20 protein-coding genes and 1 pseudogene are annotated in these 23,533 nt (G+C 32.5%); all 21 read right to left on the bottom strand.

Annotated features, from left to right (window positions below; all coding sequences use genetic code 11):
* Positions 1-97 precede the first annotated feature (97 nt).
* The 21 genes and pseudogenes from recA to rimP all read right to left on the bottom strand — a co-directional run bounded on the left by recA (position 98) and on the right by rimP (position 23,439).
* The gene (gene recA / locus HMPREF2663_RS06235) at positions 98-1,147 is read right to left on the bottom strand and encodes a recombinase RecA (RefSeq protein WP_002439552.1); all 1,050 of its coding nucleotides are present in this window, start codon (positions 1,145-1,147) and stop codon (positions 98-100) included.
* A gap of 170 nt (positions 1,148-1,317) precedes the next feature.
* Complete coding sequence (locus tag HMPREF2663_RS06240; protein WP_070846039.1) at positions 1,318-2,463, bottom strand: CinA family nicotinamide mononucleotide deamidase-related protein; 1,146 nt, start codon at positions 2,461-2,463, stop codon at positions 1,318-1,320.
* A gap of 447 nt (positions 2,464-2,910) precedes the next feature.
* Positions 2,911-3,492: a CDP-diacylglycerol--glycerol-3-phosphate 3-phosphatidyltransferase gene (gene pgsA / locus HMPREF2663_RS06245; RefSeq protein ID WP_070846041.1), complete on the bottom strand. Its 582-nt coding sequence runs from the start codon at positions 3,490-3,492 to the stop codon at positions 2,911-2,913.
* A gap of 28 nt (positions 3,493-3,520) precedes the next feature.
* Positions 3,521-3,913, bottom strand: a complete 393-nt coding sequence (locus tag HMPREF2663_RS06250) for a helix-turn-helix domain-containing protein (protein ID WP_002489928.1) — start codon at positions 3,911-3,913, stop codon at positions 3,521-3,523.
* Between the two features lie 18 nt (positions 3,914-3,931).
* Positions 3,932-4,759 carry a YmfK family protein gene (locus tag HMPREF2663_RS06255; protein WP_002489921.1) on the bottom strand — a complete coding sequence of 276 codons (828 nt, stop codon included), beginning with the start codon at positions 4,757-4,759 and terminating at the stop codon, positions 3,932-3,934.
* Between the two features lie 153 nt (positions 4,760-4,912).
* Positions 4,913-5,617, bottom strand: a complete 705-nt coding sequence (gene ymfI, locus HMPREF2663_RS06260) for an elongation factor P 5-aminopentanone reductase (protein ID WP_002446310.1) — start codon at positions 5,615-5,617, stop codon at positions 4,913-4,915.
* Complete coding sequence (yfmH, locus tag HMPREF2663_RS06265; protein ID WP_002446309.1) at positions 5,614-6,903, bottom strand: EF-P 5-aminopentanol modification-associated protein YfmH; 1,290 nt, start codon at positions 6,901-6,903, stop codon at positions 5,614-5,616. Before yfmH ends, ymfI begins: the two co-directional genes overlap by 4 nt.
* Entirely contained in the window at positions 6,903-8,174 is a 1,272-nt protein-coding gene (yfmF, locus tag HMPREF2663_RS06270) for an EF-P 5-aminopentanol modification-associated protein YfmF (protein WP_070846043.1), read from the bottom strand. The genes yfmH and yfmF overlap by 1 nt, the downstream gene beginning before the upstream one ends.
* A 29-nt stretch (positions 8,175-8,203) precedes the next feature.
* Positions 8,204-8,917 (bottom strand): GntR family transcriptional regulator, encoded by a 714-nt coding sequence (locus HMPREF2663_RS06275; protein WP_070846045.1) that lies wholly within the window; start codon positions 8,915-8,917, stop codon positions 8,204-8,206.
* Between the two features lie 2 nt (positions 8,918-8,919).
* A pseudogene (locus tag HMPREF2663_RS06280) lies at positions 8,920-10,677 on the bottom strand (DNA translocase FtsK); the annotation flags it as partial.
* Between the two features lie 902 nt (positions 10,678-11,579).
* Positions 11,580-13,253, bottom strand: coding sequence for a ribonuclease J2 (gene rnjB / locus HMPREF2663_RS06285; RefSeq protein WP_002457357.1), 1,674 nt, complete (start codon positions 13,251-13,253; stop codon positions 11,580-11,582).
* 369 nt (positions 13,254-13,622) lie between these two features.
* The gene (pnp, locus tag HMPREF2663_RS06290) at positions 13,623-15,728 is read right to left on the bottom strand and encodes a polyribonucleotide nucleotidyltransferase (protein ID WP_070846047.1); all 2,106 of its coding nucleotides are present in this window, start codon (positions 15,726-15,728) and stop codon (positions 13,623-13,625) included.
* A 131-nt stretch (positions 15,729-15,859) separates the two neighbouring features.
* Positions 15,860-16,129, bottom strand: coding sequence for a 30S ribosomal protein S15 (gene rpsO / locus HMPREF2663_RS06295; protein WP_002439528.1), 270 nt, complete (start codon positions 16,127-16,129; stop codon positions 15,860-15,862).
* Between the two features lie 118 nt (positions 16,130-16,247).
* Entirely contained in the window at positions 16,248-17,219 is a 972-nt protein-coding gene (locus tag HMPREF2663_RS06300) for a bifunctional riboflavin kinase/FAD synthetase (RefSeq protein WP_070846049.1), read from the bottom strand.
* A gap of 15 nt (positions 17,220-17,234) precedes the next feature.
* Positions 17,235-18,152, bottom strand: coding sequence for a tRNA pseudouridine(55) synthase TruB (gene truB / locus HMPREF2663_RS06305; RefSeq protein ID WP_002446303.1), 918 nt, complete (start codon positions 18,150-18,152; stop codon positions 17,235-17,237).
* 137 nt (positions 18,153-18,289) lie between these two features.
* Positions 18,290-18,640 carry a 30S ribosome-binding factor RbfA gene (gene rbfA / locus HMPREF2663_RS06310; RefSeq protein ID WP_002457359.1) on the bottom strand — a complete coding sequence of 117 codons (351 nt, stop codon included), beginning with the start codon at positions 18,638-18,640 and terminating at the stop codon, positions 18,290-18,292.
* Positions 18,641-18,940: 300 nt separating this feature from the next.
* On the bottom strand, positions 18,941-21,103 hold the full coding sequence (gene infB, locus HMPREF2663_RS06315) for a translation initiation factor IF-2 (protein ID WP_002489946.1): 2,163 nt from the start codon (positions 21,101-21,103) through the stop codon (positions 18,941-18,943).
* Between the two features lie 4 nt (positions 21,104-21,107).
* Positions 21,108-21,425, bottom strand: coding sequence for a YlxQ family RNA-binding protein (locus tag HMPREF2663_RS06320; RefSeq protein ID WP_002489957.1), 318 nt, complete (start codon positions 21,423-21,425; stop codon positions 21,108-21,110).
* Positions 21,425-21,709 carry an RNase P modulator RnpM gene (gene rnpM, locus HMPREF2663_RS06325; RefSeq protein ID WP_001829465.1) on the bottom strand — a complete coding sequence of 95 codons (285 nt, stop codon included), beginning with the start codon at positions 21,707-21,709 and terminating at the stop codon, positions 21,425-21,427. The genes HMPREF2663_RS06320 and rnpM overlap by 1 nt, the downstream gene beginning before the upstream one ends.
* Positions 21,710-21,726: 17 nt before the next feature.
* Positions 21,727-22,950 carry a transcription termination factor NusA gene (gene nusA, locus HMPREF2663_RS06330; protein WP_002476040.1) on the bottom strand — a complete coding sequence of 408 codons (1,224 nt, stop codon included), beginning with the start codon at positions 22,948-22,950 and terminating at the stop codon, positions 21,727-21,729.
* 21 nt (positions 22,951-22,971) lie between these two features.
* A complete protein-coding gene (gene rimP / locus HMPREF2663_RS06335) occupies positions 22,972-23,439 on the bottom strand; it encodes a ribosome maturation factor RimP (protein WP_002489918.1) in 468 nt (155 codons plus the stop codon).
* Between the last annotated feature and the right edge of the window lie 94 nt (positions 23,440-23,533).

Consider the following 23,533-nt stretch of genomic DNA (forward strand, 5'->3'; position numbering starts at 1 on the left):
CTACACTCACTTTAAATTGCTTTTCTTAAAGAACAAATCAAAAACTACAAAAAAAGATGGCTAATTGAGCCATCCTTTTACTTAATCAACTAAAAAACTATTCATCAAATAAAGTTTTTGGTGAATCGTCTTCATTTTCATTTTCATCCACATCACCATCGAAAATACCTAACTTTTCACGTAACTTACGGTCAATTTCTTCTTTGATTTGTGGATTTTCCTTAAGATAATTTTTGACGTTTTCTTTACCTTGCCCCATTCTATCTCCATTATAAGAATACCAGGCACCTGATTTATCAACGATATCATTCTCTACACCTAAATCAATGAGCTCTCCTTCCTTAGAGATACCTTGACCATACATAATATCTACTTCTGCAACTCTAAATGGAGGTGCAACTTTATTTTTCACAACTTTTATTTTGGTTCTGTTACCTACAATGTCTTGACCTTGTTTTAACTGCTCTGCTCTTCTTACCTCTAAACGTACAGAACTATAGAATTTTAGGGCTCTACCACCGGGCGTTGTTTCAGGATTCCCGAACATCACGCCAACCTTTTCACGAATTTGGTTAATAAATATAGCTGTAGTATTAGATTTAGAAATAGCCCCTGATAACTTTCTTAATGCTTGAGACATTAATCTTGCTTGTAAACCAACATGAGTATCTCCCATTTCACCTTCAATTTCAGCTTTAGGTGTTAAGGCTGCTACTGAATCGACAACAACAATGTCCACAGCACCACTACGAACAAAAGCTTCGGCGATTTCAAGACCTTGCTCACCATGATCTGGTTGAGATAAGTATAAATTGTCAATATCTACACCTAATGCTTGTGCATATACTGGATCGAGAGCGTGTTCGGCATCGATAAATGCTGCTACACCACCGTTTTTTTGTACTTCAGCGATAGCATGTAAAGCTACTGTCGTCTTACCTGAACTTTCAGGTCCATATATTTCGATAATTCTTCCTTTAGGATAACCTCCAACCCCTAATGCATTATCAACTGTGACAGAACCACTTGAAGTACTTGATACTCTGCGACCTTTATTATCGCCTAACTTCATAACGGCACCTTTACCAAAAGATTTTTCCATATTTTTAATGACTGTATCTAAAGCTTTTTGACGTTCATTATCCAAAACGAGACCTCCTACTACAGAAAGTTATCTGTATAATATCTTATACTTACTATACAAGTATTTTAAGCAAAACACAAGTCTTTTGCGAATATTTGTTCGCATTTATTGTGTTTTAGCTAATACAAAAACGAACAAACGTACTTATATTTTTAGCAAAAATTTAAAATTTACTATTTATTAAACCAATTTAATAATCTAATCATCGCATAATTTTGACTTCTGCTTCTCAATAAATTACGACTTTGAGACATCTTAAATGTTTCGATATCGAAATTATTTCCATCATAAATTCCTAAATATACAATATTATCTTTATTTAAAAGTACAATACCCAAATCTGTTTGGTACAAATCCCTGACATATTGAGCAGCATTGAATAAAACGGTATTAAACTCACAAGTTATATCAATAAATTGGTTAGAATGTGGTAGCATACCTTTAACTAGATTTTTACTGTCAGCATTTTTTAATCGAGTAAACAAAGCTCCATTAGTTACACCGTCATAAATAGCAAAATTCTGTTTTGCACTATTTATAACCGATTCTTCAATGCTAACTTCGTCTGAACCAAAATAATAAGTACCAATCCTATTTAAAATTTCATCTCGAATAGGCTTAATAAGCAGTTGACATCGTTCCTTACTTTCGGCATTGGCTGTTAATCTAACATATACTTCATGCGTACCTGCAAGAGGTGCGATTGTCGGATTAGTTTGCTCATCTATAAGATCAATTAATAGTGTTTCTAATTTCGACTCTCCTATACCAGCAAATCTAAGTAATTCAGAAAAAATAACTTCATCTTTATCCATAAGATAAGGTAATAATTCATTCTTTGCCATAGGTTGCATTTCTTTCGGTGGACCTGGTAGTAGAATTATTTTTTGTTTACCTAATTCTACAAGCATACCAGGAGCCATACCATGTTTATTTGGTAAAACTATGGCATCTTCAATCACTAATGCTTGTTGCTTATTATTAGAGGTCATATCTTGACCTTGTTCTTTAAAATAGTTTTTGATAAAGTTTAACGATGCTTCATCCGTCACTAGATTTTTTCCTAATACTTTAGCTACAGTATGTTTAGTTAAATCATCTTTTGTTGGCCCTAATCCACCTGTTAAAACAATAGTATCAAATCTAGATAGACATTGCTTTATTACATATTCTAACCTTTGAGGGTTATCACCAATAACTGTGTGTTCTACTACACTTTTACCAATACTATTAAAAAGTTTTGAAAGATATTGTCCATTTGTATTAGCTATTTGACCTAGTAATAATTCAGAGCCAACAGCTACTATTGAAATATTCATCAATGATATACTCCCTGATATTTATATTGTCTTTTCAATAAGTCCATTATATATTTTTTTGTAATATAAATCTAAAATAAGAATCTTTATAGAAACAGTTTAATTATGTATCACAGAACTGTCATCTAATATAACTTAAACATAACATCACATTTTTTTATAACATGCTGAAATTGCATTTTTATAAAAGATTTACCAGATGTATATCAATATTACATCTGAAAAGTGAAATATTAAATCAATTCTAGTAATTGTTTTATCTTCTTTGTCACACTAAAGCAACTAAATAAATAAAAGGTTTGCATCCCATATAAAATAGGAAACAAACCTTTGACAAAGATAACTAAATCAAAATGTATTTATTTTAGAGAGTATGATTATATAACAAATTGATATGGTACTTTATAGATGAAATAAATATACAAGCTCAATTTTTTAATTACACATTTATTTAGAATGTTTAAATACATCTCTTCCTTTATAAAAATATTCAATACCTGAAAGAATAGTAAAGAATACTCCAATGTATAATAACCACACTCCAATTGGGAAATGTACATAGTGCACGAAAGGATCGCCGAATAAAATCCATATAATTGCAACCATTGTCACTGCAGTTTTTATTTTTCCGAGTTGCCCTGCAGCACTTACAAAGCCTTGTTCAATTTGTAGTAATCGTAATCCTGTAACGGCAAATTCTCGAGCAATAATAATGATAGCAACGACAGAATTAGTAAAACCAAGTTGCACCATAACAATTAATGCACTCGCAACCAATAATTTGTCTGCAAGTGGATCTAAGAATTTCCCCATATTAGTAACTAATTGCCATTTACGGGCAAGATAACCATCAGCAAAATCACTTATTGATGCAACCACAAATATGATAGCACTAATTAATATTTCAATTCTGATATGATTTCCACCTAAAATTGAAATTTGCCCAAAACCAAAATCAACTAAAGCAAATAAAATAAAAAATGGTATTAAAATAACTCTAAATACCGTTATTTGATTCGGTATATTCATATTAAATCCTCATTTCTAAAACATATATTTATATAATTAATATTGCGAGTATCCAAACGATTAAAGATATTAAAATAATGAAACCCATCCACATCAGCAATTGAAACGCTTCTTTAGATTGACGTCGGTAAGGGGGTTCATACCCATTAGAAAATGTTTGTATCACATCATCAATTTGATATTGTGTTTCAGGAATCTCATCTTGATGTGCTTCAATAAGCTGATTTGGTTCGATATTTACAACTTTAGCGTATTTTCTAATAAAACCTTCAGTATAATCACTCTTGGCTAGTTCATTAAAATCATTATTTTCTATATGTATTAACGTTTGACGCTTTAACTGAGTTCTTTGTTCTAATTCACTTAGTGTCATACCCAATCTTTCACGTCTACTTTTCAACACTTCACCAATCGTTTTCACTCAAAGTCCTCCTAGACATTATTCAAAGAAACCAAACCCTCCACCAAATGGATCTCCAAAATCTAAATTATTCTTACTTTGAACCGTATGTTTCTTCATTTCTTCATATCGAATCTCTTGATTTTCATTTTCTCTCAATTCAATAATATAGTCAAAATCTTCCATATTATAATGGCACGACTCTACAAATAAATCTGGATGTTCAACAACTTTTATTGAGGGTAACGTCATAACCTCTCTCACCAATTCTTGGTGTTCAGGGTTCAATTCACGTGCTGTTACCGCACCATCAATGATATATACGTGATTAGAATCATATTCACCTCTAAATAGTGAACGCCTTACTGTTTGTTTAATTAAAGTTGAGCTAATGAATAACCATCTTTTATGTGCACAAACACTTCCAGCTACAATAGATTCAGTTTTACCAACTCTAGGCATTCCACGTATTCCGATTAATTTATGTCCCTCTTCTTTAAATAACTCAGCTAAAAAATCAACTAGTAATCCTAAATCTTCTCGTTCAAATTTAAAAGTCTTTTTATCATCAGCATCCTGTTCAATATATCTACCGTGTCGTACAGCGAGTCTATCTCGTAATTCAGGAACTCTTAACTTTGTAATTTCTATTTCATTAATTTCTTTTACAATTTGTTCGAACCTTTCGACCTTTTCTAGTTGATCTGTTTTGATTAACAATCCCCTTTTTCCCTGATCAACACCATTAATTGTAACAATACTAATACCGAGCATTCCAAGCAAACTTGAAATATCACCGAGTAAGCCAGCACGATTTACAGTTATCTCATATTCTAAGTACCACTCTTTCCTTTTTGCAAAAGTCATCTCTTGACCACCCCTTGTTAACAACGAAGCCCACGAAAACTTTGTTTATCATATTATAACACCAATAATAAAAAGATACTTCTTTTATTATTACTTATATGTTGCTCCTATAACAATTGAAACAAGAAAACTTATCTTTTACTGACAAAACATTTAAATATACCATCCGCCATTCACTTTGTGGACTGTTCCCGTTATACTTTTTGACATAGTACTACACAAGTATGCACAAGCATGTGCCACTTCAGACGGATCAATCATTCTTTGCTGAGGTAACTCTGCTACTATATTCGATAACTCATCTTTAGACCATACATCGCTCATTTTTCCTTTTACCATGCCTGGTGTAATAGCATTTACAGTTACTGAAGTTAAAGCTAATTCTTGACTTAATGCTTTAACAAAACCAATTTGAGCACTTTTCATTGCTGAATAGATTGTCTCTAAACTAGCTCCAGTTTCTCCCCAAATTGATGAAATAACAATGATACGTCCATTGTTACTCTGCCTTAAAATATCAATAAAGTAGCGAGTCAAACGTATAAATTGTCTTACATTTAATGCATAACTATTATCGATGTCACAATCACTCATATCTTGTAACATGCCATATAATGCTGTCCCACTGGTATAAATCAGACAATCTAGCTCGTCAATGTGTCCAAAGTAATCTTCGAGTTTTATATCTTTGGTTAAATCACATTGAATAAATGTAATTTTGCTATTTTTAAATTGATTACTTAAATCAGAATATTGAGCTGAATGATAATGTAAGAAGACTTCATAACCTTCAAATAGCAGTCGTTTTACAATGGCACGCCCTATTGTTCCAGAACCACCTATGACTAGCGCTTTCATCTATTTTCCATCTCCAGACGACTATCAACAAGTTGGTCAAAGTTCAAGAATAATTCGGAAGTTTCATTTACACTCTCTAACGTAATATTTTCTACGATATCTAGCATATCAAATACACTCACTCCCTCGAAATAGAGTTTTGCATATTGATTAGCTATATATTCTGGAGAATTTAAACTTGATATGAATTCTCCAATAAATTGCTTTTTCAACAAATCAAATGCTTCTTGATCTTTAAGGTTTCCTTTATATTTTCTTAATTCATCCATTATTAGTTGTTTAAATAGATCAGGCTGTTGTGTTGCACTAGTAATAATTGAAAAACTGTAACTTGGTTCCAATACAAATTGATAACCGAATGTTTCATCTATTAAATCTTTATTTAAAAGTTGTTGATAAAACTCAGTTTCCTCACCAAAAACTAATTCGTAGAAAAAAGTCATTTCCAAATCTCTTTGAACAAATTTCGTTGCACTTTCATCTAATGGTTCATTTTTAAAACCTAACATCAATCGTGGTGACTGTAATTTCATTTTCTCGGAAACAAACCGTTGATTTACCTCTCTAGGCTCATCAATTTGCGCACGTTCAATACGTGGTTGATAAGTTTTATCTCTTTGATTTTCATGCTTTTCCACAAGTTTAATTATCGATTGAGGACTAACATCGCCTACCACAAACAACACCATATTAGAGGGATGATAAAATGTTTCATAACATAAGTATAAATCATCTTTAGTTATTTCATAAATGCTTTCAACACTACCAGCAATATCCACCCGTATCGGGTGTTTGGAATACATAGCCCTTAAAGTATTAAACATTAATTTATATCCTGGTTGTTCCTGGTACATTTTAATTTCCTCAGCTATAATCCCTTTTTCTTTATTAACTGTTTCTTCAGTAAAATAAGGTGTTTCTACCATATTGAGGAGACGTTTAATGTTACTTTCAATATTACTTGTTGCGCTAAATAAATAACTCGTACGATCAAAGCTTGTAAAAGCATTAGCTTGCGCATTCTCTTCGGCAAATGCAGTAAATAAATCTTCATCTTCTTTTTCAAACAATTTATGTTCTAAAAAGTGTGCCACACCGTCAGGAACTTCTACAAATTGCTGACTACCTATGGGCTTAAAATGATTGTCCAATGAACCAAACTGTGTTGTGTAGGTCACATACGTTTTTTGAAAACCAGGCTTTGGTATGACAAATAATTTCAACCCATTATCAAACTCATGTTCGAAAACTTTCTCATCTATAAGTTCATATTGATGTGTTTTCATCAGTGTTGGTCTCCTTTCGTTAGTACATAAATTGTATCTAGAACAGCTTCATTTGCCAATTTAATAACATCTGTCTTCGTCACTCGATTCACTGCATTTATAAAATCTTGATCTGTTTGCTGGTGGTTTAATAATAATTGATTATGCAGTATTTCAATTATACTTTTGGGTCTATCTGATGCTTCGTGTCTATGAGAAATAATGATTTTTTTAGCTAATTCAATTTTATTAGAATCGAAATCTCCATTTTTTATCTTATCAAACTCTTTGATAACAGTTTCTTTTGCTTGCTCATATTTCTCAGCAGAAACTCCACTTAAAACAAATAAAAATCCGTTTTTACCATCAATTTGTGAATGTATAGAGTATGCCAAACTTTGCTTTTCTCTGACTTCGTTAAATAGTACTGAGGAAGGATCTCCTCCAAACATCATATTTAATATTATAAATGCATAGTAATTACTTTTCCCATAATAAGATGGAAAGCGATATCCCAAATTCAATTTAGCTTGGTCAACATCGTCTTTTTCAATTATATATTGCGGTTGATCAAAAGAAGGTGCGATTTCAGTAGTTTCTCTATTTTCTAAATAGAAAGGCTTAATTGCAAACTTATCTAGAATAAGTTGTGTTACTTCCTCTTTGTTAATATTTCCTACAACATAAATGGCACAATCATCATTTTGTATCATGGATAGATATGTATCGTATAGACTTTCAGAAGTCACTTGTGGAATTTGTTCTAATTGACCTGTAGCTATAAATCGATAAGGCTCCTGTTTAAACATATAATTCATTAACTGAAGAAATGAATACTGTGCTTTATTATCTTCCATTGCTTCAAGTTTTTTGCTAAGTAAAGACTTTTCTTGAGCTACATATGTATGATCAAAGCATCTATCTTTGATTAATGGATTCCAAATTATTTCTTTTAACGTATCTAATCCCTTTTCAAATAAAGGGGTTTTATCTTTTAAGAATTTTTCATTAACTACTTCTAATGAGATTGTAATAACATGCCTATCTTTAAACTTTGAAACAAAACTATTAACATAGGCGCCATACAATTCTGATAACTGTTTATTTAAAGTTTTATCGGTGGGCCATTGTTGTGTTGCACGAACTAATACTTTACTTAAAATTGAACGTGAAGTAATTGTTTTATAGTTTAATGGTGCCATATATTTAAAGGTAATTGTCGTTGTTTTAAATTTATCGGTAGGCAAAACATTGACTCGAACTTTTGTATTATCTTGATTGAATCTCTCCAAAATCTAACCTCCTGGTCTAATATGACAATTTATTCACTTTTAGTAATAGTGAATTTAACTAAACTACTCTTAATATAATTTAAAGAATACAAAATTGGTTGATGCTTTTCGTCATAATGTACTACTTTAAGTAACATAAGCCCTTCGTGAGGTGAAGCATTAAGCACTTCTGAGATATGAGGTTCGTAACTAATTGCTTCTAAATCCATTTCTGCATGCATGATTACATGATTTGTAGATGCTTTAATAGCTTCTAACATTGAACCACTACTCTGTTGATAATCTGTGCAAGTTAGATAAGTTTTTGCTATTTTGTCTAAACAATATACGACCGGCTTATGATTAGCAGTCCTTAGTCTCTCAATAATTGTTATAGGTTCTTTTGTTTCTATACCTAAATGTTCAGCATCTAAAATAGTTGCAGGTTGCTCGTCAAGATTCAGATATTCTGTTCCTGCTTCATAACCTGCTTCTTTAATCATAGTCCCTATACTAATAATTTTATTTAACGGGTAATAGAAAGGGGGCTTGATTTTTACGCTAGTCCCCTCTTCAAAATTATCCGTTACTACTTGTTCAGTAATCAACTCATCTATACCATCGTAAACATCATCTGTTTTAACATTTAATGCTCTCGCAATTGACAAATTACTAGGTAATTTACTTCCATTAGTAAGTTCACCATCTTTAATTAATTTTAAAATGTATTGTTTTACTCTATAGATTGCACTCATTTCCGACATTTTTACACCTCGTCATTTTCTAAATCAACTAAAATTTGTCTAGGTTTACTTCCTTTTTGTGGACCAATAACTTGGTTACGTTCCAAATCATCCATGAGCCTTGAAGCTCGATTATAACCGATTCTAAATTGTCGTTGTAATAAAGAAGTACTAGCTTTTTGCTTTTCTATTACAAATAAATAAGCTTCATCATATAAAGCGTCCTCACTCTTCATTTCTGATTTATCTACAGGTGCATCCGGTTCCATTTCTTTAACATAATTTGCTTTCTGTTGCTCTACAACATAATTAACAACATCTTGCACTTCTTGATCGCTTAAAAAAGCACCTTGAATTCGGGTAGTAGTAGATTCTCCGTTACCAACATATAGCATATCACCTTTACCAAGTAGCTTTTCAGCTCCACCAGCACCAATTATTGTTCTAGAGTCAGTTTGAGAACTTACAGCGAACGCAATTCTTGATGGAATGTTATTTTTAATAATACCAGTAATAACATCAACTGAAGGTCTTTGAGTAGCTACAATTAAGTGTATACCCGCAGCTCTAGCCATTTGAGTAATACGTTGGATAGCATTTTCTACTTCTTTACCTGCAACCATCATTAAATCAGCCAATTCATCCACTATTACGACGATATATGGTAACTCAGATTGTTTTTCATCAAGTTCCTCATTCTGTTTGCGTATATATTGGTTATATCCTTCAATATTTCGTGTCGATGAATGTTGAAACAAATCATAACGACGTTCCATTTCTGAAACAATTTTTTCTAAAGCTTGAGACGCTTTATGTGGATTTGTTACAACCGGTATAAGTAAATGAGGAATACCATTGTAAACATTTAACTCTACCATTTTAGGATCGATTAACATAAGTTTAACTTCGTGCGGTTTTGTATTGAGCAATATACTCGTTATAATACCGTTAATACAAACTGATTTACCGCTTCCTGTTGAACCAGCAACGAGTAAGTGAGGCATTTCATTTAATTGAATTGATATTGGATCACCAGAAATATCTCTACCAATGCCGACTTCTAATTTATACTTAGATGGGAACTTATCTTCTAAAACTTCTTTTAGAGTGACAAGTGAGATTTTATCATTAGGAACCTCAATTCCTACCGCAGAGCGACCTGGAATAGGTGCTTCTATTCGTACATCTTTCGCAGCCAAAGCTAATGCAATGTCATTATGGAGATTGACTATTTTACTTACTTTAACACCTTGTGCTGGTTGAATTTCATATTGTGTCACTGCGGGACCGATTTTAATTTGTGTTACTTTAGCATTAACACCAAAGTTTTTTAGTGTAGATTCTAAAACCTGACCTTTACGTTGGACTTCAGCTTTTGAAGTAGTTTTTTGTTTGGTAGGCTGTTTTAATAAAGATAAAGGTGGCACCGTATACTCAATATTGGCTTCTTCACCAGCTTCAGATATTGAGCCTTCAGCCTGACTTTGTTGATGATTGTTTTCAGCAGTTGTAGATAACTGATTATTATTTATTGATTGATTTTTGGTACTTGGTAATGATTGTTGAAATTGTTCATTATCCAAAACACGTTTTTGACGTTGGTTAGTAGTATTTTGTCTTTTATCTTCTTGCTCATTATGACCATATATTGGAATATCGTCTGACTGGGAAATCTCTGGAAAATCACTAACATCTTTAATGACATTATTATTTTGACGTGATTTTTTTTGTTTTTTCCGTTCAATTTTTTCCTCTTTTAATTGAGCTTTTTCTTCTTTTTTAATCTTATTTTGTTCTCTTTTTTGCTTTATTGACTCAGATGCATGATTACTTGATGACTTGAGGTTGTCGAATAAACTTTTTGTAACATCTCTATGTCTTAAATTAAGTAATAAAATGAAACTCGAAGCTAGTAGCAAAATAGTTATTATTATTACACCTACAATAGATATGAGAGGTATAAATAGTTTAAGTAAATAAAAACCTATTAAGCCGCCCCCAAAATTTGGAAAATGTGTTTGTTCATAAGCTTTATAAACAAAGGACAGTACAGGCTCTCTTTGTGAAGTAATATTATGTGAAAAATGAAAATACAATTGCGTTATAAATAACAAAGCTAATTGTAAAACTATTGCACCGATACTACGTCGAGTTCTAGGTATTTGCTTAGAGTATGTTATAAAGATTGTTGCAATAAGTACTAAAATATAAGTTAAGTATCGACTCATACCAAAAAGATAATTAAAAAAGCTATCAATCATTCTACCAATGATTCCTAATTGAAAAGCACCTAGTATAATAAGAATTACTACAATTATTGAGAATATATATCTTAAAGGCGTTTCATTTTGCTTTTTTTTATTCGTTTTTTTATTACCCTTTCTCTTCGTCGATGTTCTTTTTTTTGCTTGTGGCAATACCTACACCTTCTTTTTTAATCTCTCATCATTACTATATTTAGAGTATTCATCCCATTTGAATATATAATTTATATGTATTTTTAATAAGATGAAAGAGGCAAGAACAACTTAGATTATTTAGATTCACTCTCATATTTACCAAACTCTAAGATATTAGAAACTGATAAATATTTAAAAGAAAAACTAATTGTTGAACAAAGTCATTAAACATGATTTTGCTTTACTAAATTGTCCCAACCTCTTTAAATATTATTCTATTAAGATTAGATCTCCGATATGACTGGAATAATCATTGGACGGCGTTTTGTACTCTCAAATAGTAACTTACTGATTTGATCTCTCATATTTTGCTTGATTTCTGACCATTCTATTCGTTTTTCTTGAAGACCTTCCTCTACAATTTTACGTACTTTTTCTTCAGCCTCTTTCAAAAGTTCTTCACTTTCTCTAACATAGACGAAGCCTCTTGATTGAATTTCAGGTCCTGCAGCAATACGTCGATTTTTAGGGTCTAATGTCACAACTGCAATAAAAATACCGTCTTCGGCTAATAGATGTCGATCTCTTAATACGATATTACCTACGTCACCAACGCCAATCCCATCAATAAGTATATTACCTGATTGAACTTTTTCATTTAAAATCATATCTTTACCGTTATAACTAATCACGTCGCCTTTTTCAACTAAGAAAATTTTCTCAGGTGCTACACCTGTTTCTGCTGCTAATTTGGCATGTGCAATCTGCATTTTAAATTCACCTTGAACAGGTACAAAATATTCAGGTTTCATGATATTTAACATCATTTTCAATTCTTCCATACAACCATGACTTGACGCATGAATTTTCTTGTTGTTTGGAATTATATGTGCTCCAGCACGCACTAACTCATTTAATGTATCTGCAATAATAACTTCCATATTAGCTGAAGCAGTAATTGCTAGGAATATTGAATCCCCTTCTTCTATGTTCATAATTTTATGCTTCTTGCGAGCCATTTGACTTAATGCTTCTACTGGTTCACCTTGCATACCTGTAGCAATAATAATCACTTCATTTTTAGGATAATTTTCCACTTCATTAATAGGTATTAATAAATCTTTTGGTATATCAAAGTATCCCATTTTACGTGCTATGTTAAACGAACTTTCAAGTGAACGACCTAAAAATGACACTTTACGATTAAGTTGACTTGCAATGTTAAGCACTTGTTGAATACGAACGAAGTTTGAAGCATAGCATGATACAATAAGTCTGCCTTTAACCTTGGCAAAAGCATCATACATGTGATGTTCAATAATATTTTCAGGCGTGTTATATCCTGGCTTTTCAGCTTCTGTTGAATCACTGATTAATGCGAACACACCCTCATCACCAATTTCTGCCATGCGTTTCAAATCTGGAGCATAATGTCCATGCAAACTTTGATCAAACTTAAACTCTCCAGTATAAACTATAGAACCATAAGAAGTATGAATACATACGCCTAAGCTATCGGGAATGCTATGTGTTGTATTAAAGAAACTAACGTTAACATTTTTAAATCTCATAATTGAATCATGGTTTACAGTATAGTAACGTACTTTCTTTTTAATATTTCTGGCCTTCATTGCTTCTTTAACAAGTGCAATTGTCAATTTAGAACCATAAACTGGTGCATCTATTTGTTCTAACACATAGCTTACTGCGCCTATAGCATGTTCATGACCGTGTGTAAGAAATATTCCTTTTAATCTTTCTTTGTTTTCAATGACATATTGAATGTCAGGAATAACAATATCTACCCCAAGCATTTCATCTTCTGGGAACATTAATCCTGCATCCAACATAAACATTTCATCGTCTACTTCAACGATGTACATATTTTTAGCGATTTCGCCTACTCCACCGAGTGGAATAATACGAATATCTTTATTTTTTTTCTTTATTAAACTCAAAATGTTACCTCCTATAAATAGTGACCCGTCCATATACAAACTCACTATTTATTATAAGTTAAAACGACCTTGATGTACACTATTATTGCACTGTTATACCATTTGATTATTGAGAGTATATTTTTTAAAATTAATGTTTTTATCATATTTAATAAAACAATTGTCGCATTTACATACTAAATATTACTTTTACTTATTAAATGATTTTAATTGAATGTAAGTTTTTAAGTCACCCTATAACATCACTAACAAAATACATTTATCCCACTGAATAGTCATATTAATAATAAAAAAACTGCTCGCAAAGCATTTAGCTTTGTTGGCAGTTTTTTACAGAACACATACATTAGGTTCATATATTGATACATTTTAATTTTTAGATTGTTCTAATACTTTATGTGACGCATTAACGCGACCTTGTTTATCGATTTCAGTAATTTTCACTTCAATTGTATCTCCAATTTTAAGAACATCTTCTACTTTATTAATTCTTTCTTGTGAAATTTGAGAAATGTGTAATAATGCGTCTTTGCCAGGGAACAATTCAACGAAAGCACCATACTTTTCAATACGTTTTACTTTAGCATGATATATTTGTCCAACTTCTGCTTCGCGTGTAATATCTTCGATAATTTCTTTTGCACGATTAATCATCGCTTGATCTACAGCACCTATAAAGATTGTACCATCTTGCTCAATATCTAATTTAACTCCAGTTTCGTCGATGATTTCATTGATTTTCTTACCACCTGGTCCAATCACATCTCGAATTTTATCTGGGTTAATACTCATAGTTACCACTTTTGGTGCATAAGCACTTAATTCTTCGCGTGGTTGTTCAATCGTGTGAAGCATATGATCCATAATAGCTAATCGTCCTTGACGCGCTTGTTCTAGTGCTTCTTCGATAACTTCTCGAGTTAAACCATCAATTTTAATATCCATTTGAATCGCAGTAATACCGTCTTTAGTACCTGCTACTTTGAAGTCCATATCACCTAATGCATCTTCCATACCTTGAATATCAGTTAAAATTGTATAGCTATCGTCACGCGTTACTAATCCCATTGCAATCCCTGCGACTGGCGCTTTAATTGGTACACCGGCATCCATTAATGCTAATGTTGAACCACAAATTGATGCTTGAGATGATGAACCGTTAGACTCTAGTACTTCACTTACAATACGAATTGTGTAAGGGAAATCTTGAGTATCAGGTATAATGTATCGTAATGCTCTTTCACCAAGCGCACCATGGCCAATCTCACGTCTACCAGGTGCACGTACAGGGCCAGTTTCTCCTACAGAGAAATTAGGAAAGTTATAATGATGCATAAATCGTTTCTCTACCTCAGGTCCTAAACCATCAATTAATTGATAATCTCCAAGTGCGCCTAAAGTTAAAACTGAAAGTGCTTGTGTCTGACCACGAGTAAATAAACCTGACCCATGAGCTCTTGGCAACAAACCAACTTCTGATTCAAGAGGTCTTATTTCATCTACTTTACGTCCATCAGGTCGTATTTTTTCATCAGCAATTAGACGTCTTACTTCTTCTTTAATTAAGTCATTTAGAATTGCATAAACTTCTTTAACAAGCGTTTCATTTTCTGGATCTTCTTCATCTAGAAAATGACCAACAACTTCTTCTTTCAGAACATCTAAGTTTTCATCTCGTTGTTGCTTATCGAAAGTTAAAACCGTCTCTTTAAGTCCTTTATCTTCAGTTAGACGTTTTACTTTTTCAACTAAATCTTCGTCTCTTTCCACCGGTACAAATTCTTGTTTGATCGGTTGAATGTGGTCGATGATTTCTTGTTGGAATGCAACAAGTCGTTTGATTTCCTCGTGTCCGAAGAAAATAGCCTCAAGCATCTCACTCTCAGTAATTTCACTTGCGCCTGCTTCAACCATGTTTACCGCATCTTTATGACCAGCAACTTCTAAATCTAATCTAGAAATTTCTTTATCAGCGACGGAAGGATTAATGACATATTTGCCATCGATATAACCTACATTTACACCTGCGATGGGACCTTGGAATGGAATATCTGAAACACTTAACGCCATCGAAGAACCAATCATTGCTGCCATTTCTGGTGAGCAATCTGGATCAGCACTTAAGACAATATTCATGATTTGTACGTCATGTCTATATCCCTTTGGAAACAGTGGACGAATAGGTCTATCAATGAGACGAGCTGTTAACGTTGCTTCATCACCAGGGCGACCTTCTCTTTTTTTGAATCCTCCTGGTATTTTACCAGCAGCATACATTTTTTCTTCGTAATTTACAGTTAATGGGAAAAAATCGCCATCTCTAGGTTCTTTAGAAGCAGTTGCAGTTGATAGGACAACTGTATCTCCATAACGCACTAAAACAGCACCATTAGCTTGCTTTGCTAATTGTCCTGTCTCAATAGTTAAAGAACGCCCAGCCCATTCAGTTTTAAAAACTTTCTTCTCTTGAGACATTATGAATCTCCTCTCTTAATTCTAATATTTATATCATATCATTTATTTAACTGATTTTATATTTTTTATTATGTATCATAATAAAAAAAGGAAAGTACCATCCATGGTGCTTTCCTAGTTCTATATTAAGATTAACGACGAATACCTAATGATTTAATTAATTCACGGTAACGTTGAATATCTTTACTACGTAAGTAGTTTAGTAAGTGACGACGACGACCTACCATTTTCAATAAACCACGACGTGAATGGTGGTCTTTCTTGTGTTCACGTAAATGCTCATTTAATGCAGTAATTTCTGCAGTTAATACAGCGATTTGAACTTCTGGTGAACCAGTATCAGTTTCGTGCACACGATATTCTTTAATTAATTCATCTTTACGTTGTTGTGAAATTGCCATTATCAATTTCCTCCTTAATTATATTTAACTCCTTAATCTGAGTGAGGCGTCGGAGAATCGACCTACTAAGAAAAAGGTATATCTAGAGAATAAGAATAATCTTGTATCTCTGTCAACTTTATATATTATATGATATATCATCATCGAAATCAATAGATAATAAATGTTTAGCCTTCGCTTTATCTTCATTCATTTGTTTAACTAGTGGATCGATACCATCAAATTTAACTTCTGGTCTTAAAAAGTGATGCCAATACACAGTCACACGTTCACCGTAAATATTTTCATTAAAATCAAATATATTCACTTCAATAACTAACTCAGCCCTAGCTGGATCGTGAAATGTAGGTTTAACTCCAACGTTAGCTACACCACGATGTAATTTACTCTCAGGACCAATTTCCATACTCACCGCGTAAACACCTTTTTTTGGTAGTACATAATCATCACTGGGTTGCACATTAGCTGTTGGAAAACCAATTGTTCTTCCACGTTTTTCACCTTGTACTACAGTTCCTTTAATTCTATATATATACCCCAATTCGTCATTTGCTTTCTGTAAATGACCATCTGTAAGCGCTTGGCGTATTGCAGTTGTAGAAATTTTTTCAGAATCCATCTCTTGTTTTCCTACAATAGTCGTATTAAAAGCTTTAGATTCCTGAAGTACCGTCATATTTCCTTTTCCAAATTTACCAAAAGTAAAATCAAACCCTGCAATCACTTCTTTAACATGGTTATTAATAATGTATTTTTTTATGAAATCGTCAGATGTCACACTAGCAAACTTTGATGAAAAATTGATAACGATACAATAGTCTATACCGTGTTCTGCTATCATTTCTAACTTATCTGAAAGTGGTGTAAGGTAGGTTGTACGTTTACGCTCAGGGTTTAATACGACTGAGGGGTGTGGATCAAACGTCATAACAGCTTTTTTAAGTTGATGCTCTTTTGCCTTTTCATCAAGCACTTGAAACACCTTATCGTGACCTCTATGCATACCATCGAAGAAACCAAAAGCCATAGCAACATTTTCAGTTATGAATTGATTACTTTGTATGGGATGAGTAACTTCTATCACTTTCATAATATTATTTCTCCTTTAATTAAAAACTTTTTTAGGTTTTATTTCATAAGGTTTGTCTGGATGAACTATATATATTGCTAAAACTTTTTGAGTACTATTATCGACAAATATAAAAGGTTCTTTAACATCTTGACTTAACACTTTTTTATGAAATTTTTGACCATTACAGATTTTCTTTTTAAAATTTGAATCTTTCACTTGGAATGATTTCAAACCTTTCAAGCCATATTCTATAGGAAACAATTCGTTATGTAATGAATCATGCTCATGTAATTCTTTAATTTGATCAATAGTTAAACTACTTTCTAATTGAAAACCGCCTGAAGCTATTCTAGTTAGACGTGACATATGAGCTGGAAAACCAAGTTTAAGTCCAATATCTGTAGCTAAAGTTCTAATATAAGTTCCTTTACCACATGTTACTTCAACTTCAAAATGACATGTCTGCTCCTGAAAAGTAACTTCAGATATTCTATGTATATCTTTAATAAATACTTGCCGTTTAGGGCGTTCGACAGTTTCATTATTTCTCGCATATTCATATAATTTTCTTCCATTTACTTTAACAGAAGAATACATAGGCGGAATTTGTTGAATATGCCCCTCAAATTGCTGCAACACTTGGTCAATCGTATCTTCATTGATATCATTCTTATCAACAGCTCTAGTTTCTAAAATATCTCCGGTTTGGTCTTCAGTAGTCGTACTCATTCCTAACGTTACCGTAGCGTGATAAGTTTTTCCCATTTCCATGATATAATCACTGACTTTTGTCGCATCACCTAAACAAATTGGTAACACACCATTTACTTCAGGGTCTAATGTTCCTGTATGACCAATTTTTTTCATTTTTAAAATTTTACGTAATTTAAAAACGACGTCATGACTTGTTAAACCTCGTTCCTTAAATACCGGTAGTATGCCATTATACATGTTGTCACACCTTTAACTTTTAATAACTTTTATTATTATAACACGATATTTTAATTCTTTAATTAGCGTTTTACATAAAAATAGTAGGCAATATCAAAAATATGCTTTATGAATGACTGTGCCTACTATAAAATATATTATTTATCATTTTTGTGTAAATCTTGAATCATGCGTTCTATTTTATTACCGTATTCGATAGATTCATCATATTCGAATGTTAACTCAGGTATAATTCTTAGGCGCATTCGAGAACCAAGTTCAGATTTTATAAATCCAGTTGCTTTATGCAAAGCTTTAAATGTATTATCAACTTCTTTATCATTCCCTAACACTGTTAAATATACTTTTGCTTGTGAAAGGTCATTTGTTAATTCAACATCAGTAATTGTTAAAAAACCAACTCTAGGATCTTTAACTTTATTATTAACAATATCCATGATTTCTTGTTTCATTTGTTCTCCTACACGTTCTGCTCTTATATTATTCATCATCTCACCTCTCTTCATTTTTACTTTACTCACAAATAACTGTGAAATATCAGAGTTAATGATTAACTTTTGATGTTCATTTTATTAAATTATCAACAATGAATCAATAAAATAATATTAAATGAGAGACCATAACTAAAGTATTGATAGCACAACATTATGCTTTTCCAAATCAAAATTTATATCTTCACTTTGATTGTTGGTTAAGCAAAGTATGTCATACTCTACTTTAAGATATTAGATTTATGAAATATCTTAAAGTAGTTAACTTAGCATATAGCCTCTCCATAAGTTTCAAAATTATCTTTGAATTTCTACCATTTCAAACGCTTCAATAATGTCTCCTTCTTTGAGATCATTATATTTTTCAATTGTAATACCACATTCATAGCCTTGAGCTACCTCTTTAGCATCATCTTTGAAACGTTTTAATGTATCAAGTTCACCTTCAAATAACACGATACCATCTCTAATTACGCGTACACCCGCGTTACGAGTGATTTTACCTTCAGTCACATAACTACCAGCAATTGTACCAACTTTAGAAACTTTAAATGTTTGACGCACTTCAGCTTGTCCGATGACTTGCTCTTCAAATTCTGGGTCAAGTAAACCTTTCATAGCTGATTCTATCTCTTCAATAACGTTATAAATAACTCTGTGTAATCGCATATCTACATTTTCAGCTTCAGCCGCGCGTTTCGCACCAGCATCTGGGCGTACATTAAAACCAATAATAATACCATTTGATGCATTAGCTAAAGTAACATCTGATTCATTGATAGCACCAACAGCTGTATGAATAATTCGTACATTCACACCTTCAACATCTATTTTCATTAGTGATGCAGCCAATGCTTCAACCGAACCTTGTACATCACCTTTAATGATGACATTTAAATCTTTCATTTCACCTTGTTTCATTTGCTCAAATAAATTGTCTAATGAAACATTTTTACTTTCTTGACGTTGCTGTATGACACTTGCCTCATGACGTGCTTCACCAATTCGACGTGCTTGTTTTTCATCACCAAATACAACAAAACGATCACCTGCAAGTGGAACATCGTTAATACCAGTAATTTCTACAGGCGTTGAAGGACCGGCAGATTTGATTCTTTTTCCTAAATCATTAACCATTGCACGTATACGTCCATAAGTATTACCTACAACAATTGCATCTCCAACGTTTAAAGTACCATTTTGAACAAGTAAAGATGCAGCTGGACCTCGTGATTTATCTAATTCAGCCTCAATCACAGTACCTACAGCTTGTTTATTAGGATTAGCTTTAAGTTCTTGTACCTCCGCTACTAAGCCAATCATTTCTAATAAATCATCAATACCGTCTCCACTCAATGCAGATAGTGGTACAAAGATTGTGTCACCGCCCCAGTCTTCTGGAATTAATCCATACTCAGTGAGTTCTTGCATAACACGATCAGGGTTAGCAGTTGGTTTATCAATTTTGTTTACTGCAACAATCGTTGGTACTTCTGCTTCTTTAGCGTGATTTATAGCTTCAATTGTTTGAGGCATCACACCATCATCAGCAGCCACAACTAAAATTGTAATATCAGTAACTTGAGCACCACGTGCACGCATAGTCGTAAATGCAGCATGTCCAGGAGTATCTAAGAACGTAATTTTTTTACCTGAATTTTCAATTTGATAAGCACCAATATGTTGAGTGATTCCGCCAGCTTCTCCTTCGGTAACTTTAGTATTACGAATAGAATCTAATAAAGTCGTTTTACCATGGTCCACGTGACCCATGATTGTAACAACTGCTGGACGTTCAATTGCATCAGAATCATCCGTCTCATCATCAAAATAAATTGATAAATCTTCTTCATCAACGACTACTTCTTTCTCTATTTCAACGCCATAGTCGTCTGCAATTAATTCTAATGTTTCTTCATCCAATGATTGGTTAATATTAGCCATAATACCTAATAAGAACAATTTTTTAATAATACCAGCTGATTCTACATTTAGCTTTTCAGCTAACTCACCGACAGTTATGCCTTCTTGATAAGTGATTTTAGAGGGCATTTCTTTTGTTTCTGCTACCTCATTTTGAGGTTTATTATTTTTATTATTCTTTTTATTTTTATTATTTTTTTGATTCTTATTAGTTTTATTGTTTTTATTTTGCTGTTTTCCTTTGTTGTTTTGTTCTTTTTTCTTCGTTGGTTTACTATTATTCTTATTTTGCTGTTTTTCTTTATTGTTAGAATTTTGTTTATTATTAGATTTTTGGTGATTATTTTGAGTATTTTGTTTATTAGTGTCTTTCACTTGAGAGGCTTTAAATTTTTTATCTAATGCTTTAATTTGTTCTTCTTCTAAAGCTTGCATATGGTTTGACACTTCAACATTCATACTTTTTAACTCATCTATAATCTCTTTACTCTTTAGATTTAATTCTTTCGCATATTCGTAAATTCTTTTTTTACTCATATAATCACTCCTTACCATATTCATCTATCATTGATAACAATTTTTTTGCAAAACCATTATCTGTTATACCAATATTAACTCTATCGCTTTTACCTATTGCTAACCCTAATTCATTTCTAGTACCAAACACTCTTAATGGCACTTGGTAACTATTACATTTATTATTCATCTGTTTTAGAGTATTACTAGATGCATCGCTAGCTAATATAACAAGTTTTATTTGCTTCTTTTTAAGCTCGTTTAATATGACCGATTCACCGCTTTTGATTTTACCAGCTCTCATAGCTAAACCAAGTAAATTAAAAATTTTCATTTTAGTCATTATTTTGGAATCTCTTCTCTATAAATCAGTCTTATTATTTCTTTATAAACAGGATCAAGTGTATCTTTAGTAGCGTTAAAATATTTTTCTAAAACTTCTCTTTGTTGAGCCTTTTCAACTAAAGCTACATCTTTAGACACATATGCACCGCGCCCTTGTTTTTTTCCTGTCGCATCTGCAAAGATTTCGCCTTCTTTGTTAATAACCACTCGAATCATATCTTTTTTGGGACGCATTTCATTAGATATAATACATTTTCTCATTGGAATTTTTTTCTTTCTCATTAATTTATCACTCCAACCTATGATTCTGTGTCATTATCTTCTTCTGTTTTAGCTGTTTTTTCTTCATCAGTTTCAGCAGTTAATTCTGTACTAGTTAAGTTTGTCTCTTCTAAGTTAACATTATCAAACTCAACATCTTCGTCACCTGAATTAACAATTTCATCTGCAACTTCTTCTGTTTCAATAACAGGATAAATTCCAGCTTCTCGGGCATCAGATTCTGATTTAATATCTATCTTCCAACTTGTTAATTTAGCAGCTAAACGTGCGTTTTGTCCTCGTTTACCTATAGCTAAGGATAATTGGTAATCAGGAACTACCACTACAGTTGATTGATTCTCTTCATCAACAATTACTTCTAAAACTTGTGATGGACTTAAAGCATTACGAACAAATACTTTCGGATCTTCATCCCATTGGACGATATCTATTTTTTCGCCACCAAGTTCTTCAACAACCGCTTCTACTCGTGCTCCTTTAGAACCTACACATGCTCCAACAGCATCTATATCAGGATTATCAGAATACACGCTAATTTTAGAACGATCTCCAGCTTCACGCGCTACTGATTTAACAATAACAGTACCATCATAAATTTCTGGAACTTCTTGTTCGAATAAACGTTTTAATAATCCAGGATGACTTCTTGATACATAAATTTGTGGACCTTTTGTAGTCTGTTCAACTTTATTTACATATACCTTGATACGTTCATTAGGAATATATTTCTCATTAGGACTTCTTTCAGCTTCTGACAGCACAGCTTCAATTCTTCCTAAATTCACATATACATAGCGATGGTCTACACGGTCAATCACACCTGTTAGAATATCTTCTTCTTTATCGATAAATTCATCATATAGAATTTCTCTTTCTGCGTCTCTAAGTCGTTGCATCACAGCTTGCTTAGCTGCTTGAGCTCCTACACGTCCGAAGTCCTTCGGTGTAACATCTTGTTCATAAATATCTCCTACTTCATAGGCAGGATTTTTGACTAAAGCAGTACTTAAATCAACTTCATCTCTATCATCAAACACTTCTTCAACGACTTCTTTACGTGCAATCACTCTAAATGAACCTTCGTCCATATTTAATTCAACTCTTACATTTCTAGCACTATCATAGTTTTTCTTGTACGCAGTAATTAAAGCTGCTTCAATTGCATCAATTAAAACTTCTCTAGGAATTTTCTTTTCCTTTTCTAAATATTCAGTAGCTAATAATAATTCATTACTTGACACGTTTTTTTCCTCCTCATCACGTTAAATCATTACAGCGTGACGTGCTTTTGCGATTTTATTCCTTGGAATTTCAATTTCTTTTGTTTTTGCCTTTTCTTTAACTTCCATATTAATTGATTCATCATTTACAGATTTTAAAATACCTAACCATTCTTTATCTCCTTCAATTGGTGCATAAAGAGATACAAAAATGGGCTGATTGATAGCATTATAAAAATCTTTTTCTTTTTTTATTGGTCTTTCTGCCCCTGGCGATGCAACATCAAGATAATACATTTCAGGTATTGGATCATTTTCATCCATAACTTCACTAATTTTTTCTGAAGCTAAAGTGCAATCATTAAGATCTACGCCACCTTCTTTATCAATAGAAATCCTTAAAAAATGGTCTTTACCTTCTTTAACATACTCAATGTCTACTAATTCAAAGTCCAAATCATTTAAAACTGGTTGAATCAATGGTTCAACTTGTTCAGTAATTTTACTCATACAGGCCTCCTTTTTTGGCAAATAGAAAAGAGCGGGTTTATGCCCACTCTTCTGCCTGAGTTAATCATTTTTTACGCATATTTAGTATATCACA

Origin of the sequence: Staphylococcus sp. HMSC077D08 (assembly GCF_001837945.1) — a bacterium.
GTDB classification, from domain to species: Bacteria; Bacillota; Bacilli; order Staphylococcales; family Staphylococcaceae; genus Staphylococcus; species Staphylococcus epidermidis.

Coding starts and splice junctions, on each gene's coding strand:
- HMPREF2663_RS06240 (WP_070846039.1), bottom strand. CDS start 2,463: ATGAATATTTCAATAGTAGCTGTTGGCTCTGAATTATTACTAGGTCAA.
- pgsA (WP_070846041.1), bottom strand. CDS start 3,492: ATGAATATACCGAATCAAATAACGGTATTTAGAGTTATTTTAATACCA.
- HMPREF2663_RS06255 (WP_002489921.1), bottom strand. CDS start 4,759: ATGACTTTTGCAAAAAGGAAAGAGTGGTACTTAGAATATGAGATAACT.
- ymfI (WP_002446310.1), bottom strand. CDS start 5,617: ATGAAAGCGCTAGTCATAGGTGGTTCTGGAACAATAGGGCGTGCCATT.
- yfmH (WP_002446309.1), bottom strand. CDS start 6,903: ATGAAAACACATCAATATGAACTTATAGATGAGAAAGTTTTCGAACAT.
- HMPREF2663_RS06275 (WP_070846045.1), bottom strand. CDS start 8,917: ATGTCGGAAATGAGTGCAATCTATAGAGTAAAACAATACATTTTAAAA.
- pnp (WP_070846047.1), bottom strand. CDS start 15,728: ATGTCTCAAGAGAAGAAAGTTTTTAAAACTGAATGGGCTGGGCGTTCT.
- rpsO (WP_002439528.1), bottom strand. CDS start 16,129: ATGGCAATTTCACAACAACGTAAAGATGAATTAATTAAAGAATATCGT.
- HMPREF2663_RS06300 (WP_070846049.1), bottom strand. CDS start 17,219: ATGAAAGTGATAGAAGTTACTCATCCCATACAAAGTAATCAATTCATA.
- truB (WP_002446303.1), bottom strand. CDS start 18,152: ATGTATAATGGCATACTACCGGTATTTAAGGAACGAGGTTTAACAAGT.
- rbfA (WP_002457359.1), bottom strand. CDS start 18,640: ATGAATAATATAAGAGCAGAACGTGTAGGAGAACAAATGAAACAAGAA.
- infB (WP_002489946.1), bottom strand. CDS start 21,103: ATGAGTAAAAAAAGAATTTACGAATATGCGAAAGAATTAAATCTAAAG.
- HMPREF2663_RS06320 (WP_002489957.1), bottom strand. CDS start 21,425: ATGACTAAAATGAAAATTTTTAATTTACTTGGTTTAGCTATGAGAGCT.
- rnpM (WP_001829465.1), bottom strand. CDS start 21,709: ATGAGAAAGAAAAAAATTCCAATGAGAAAATGTATTATATCTAATGAA.
- rimP (WP_002489918.1), bottom strand. CDS start 23,439: ATGAGTAAAATTACTGAACAAGTTGAACCATTGATTCAACCAGTTTTA.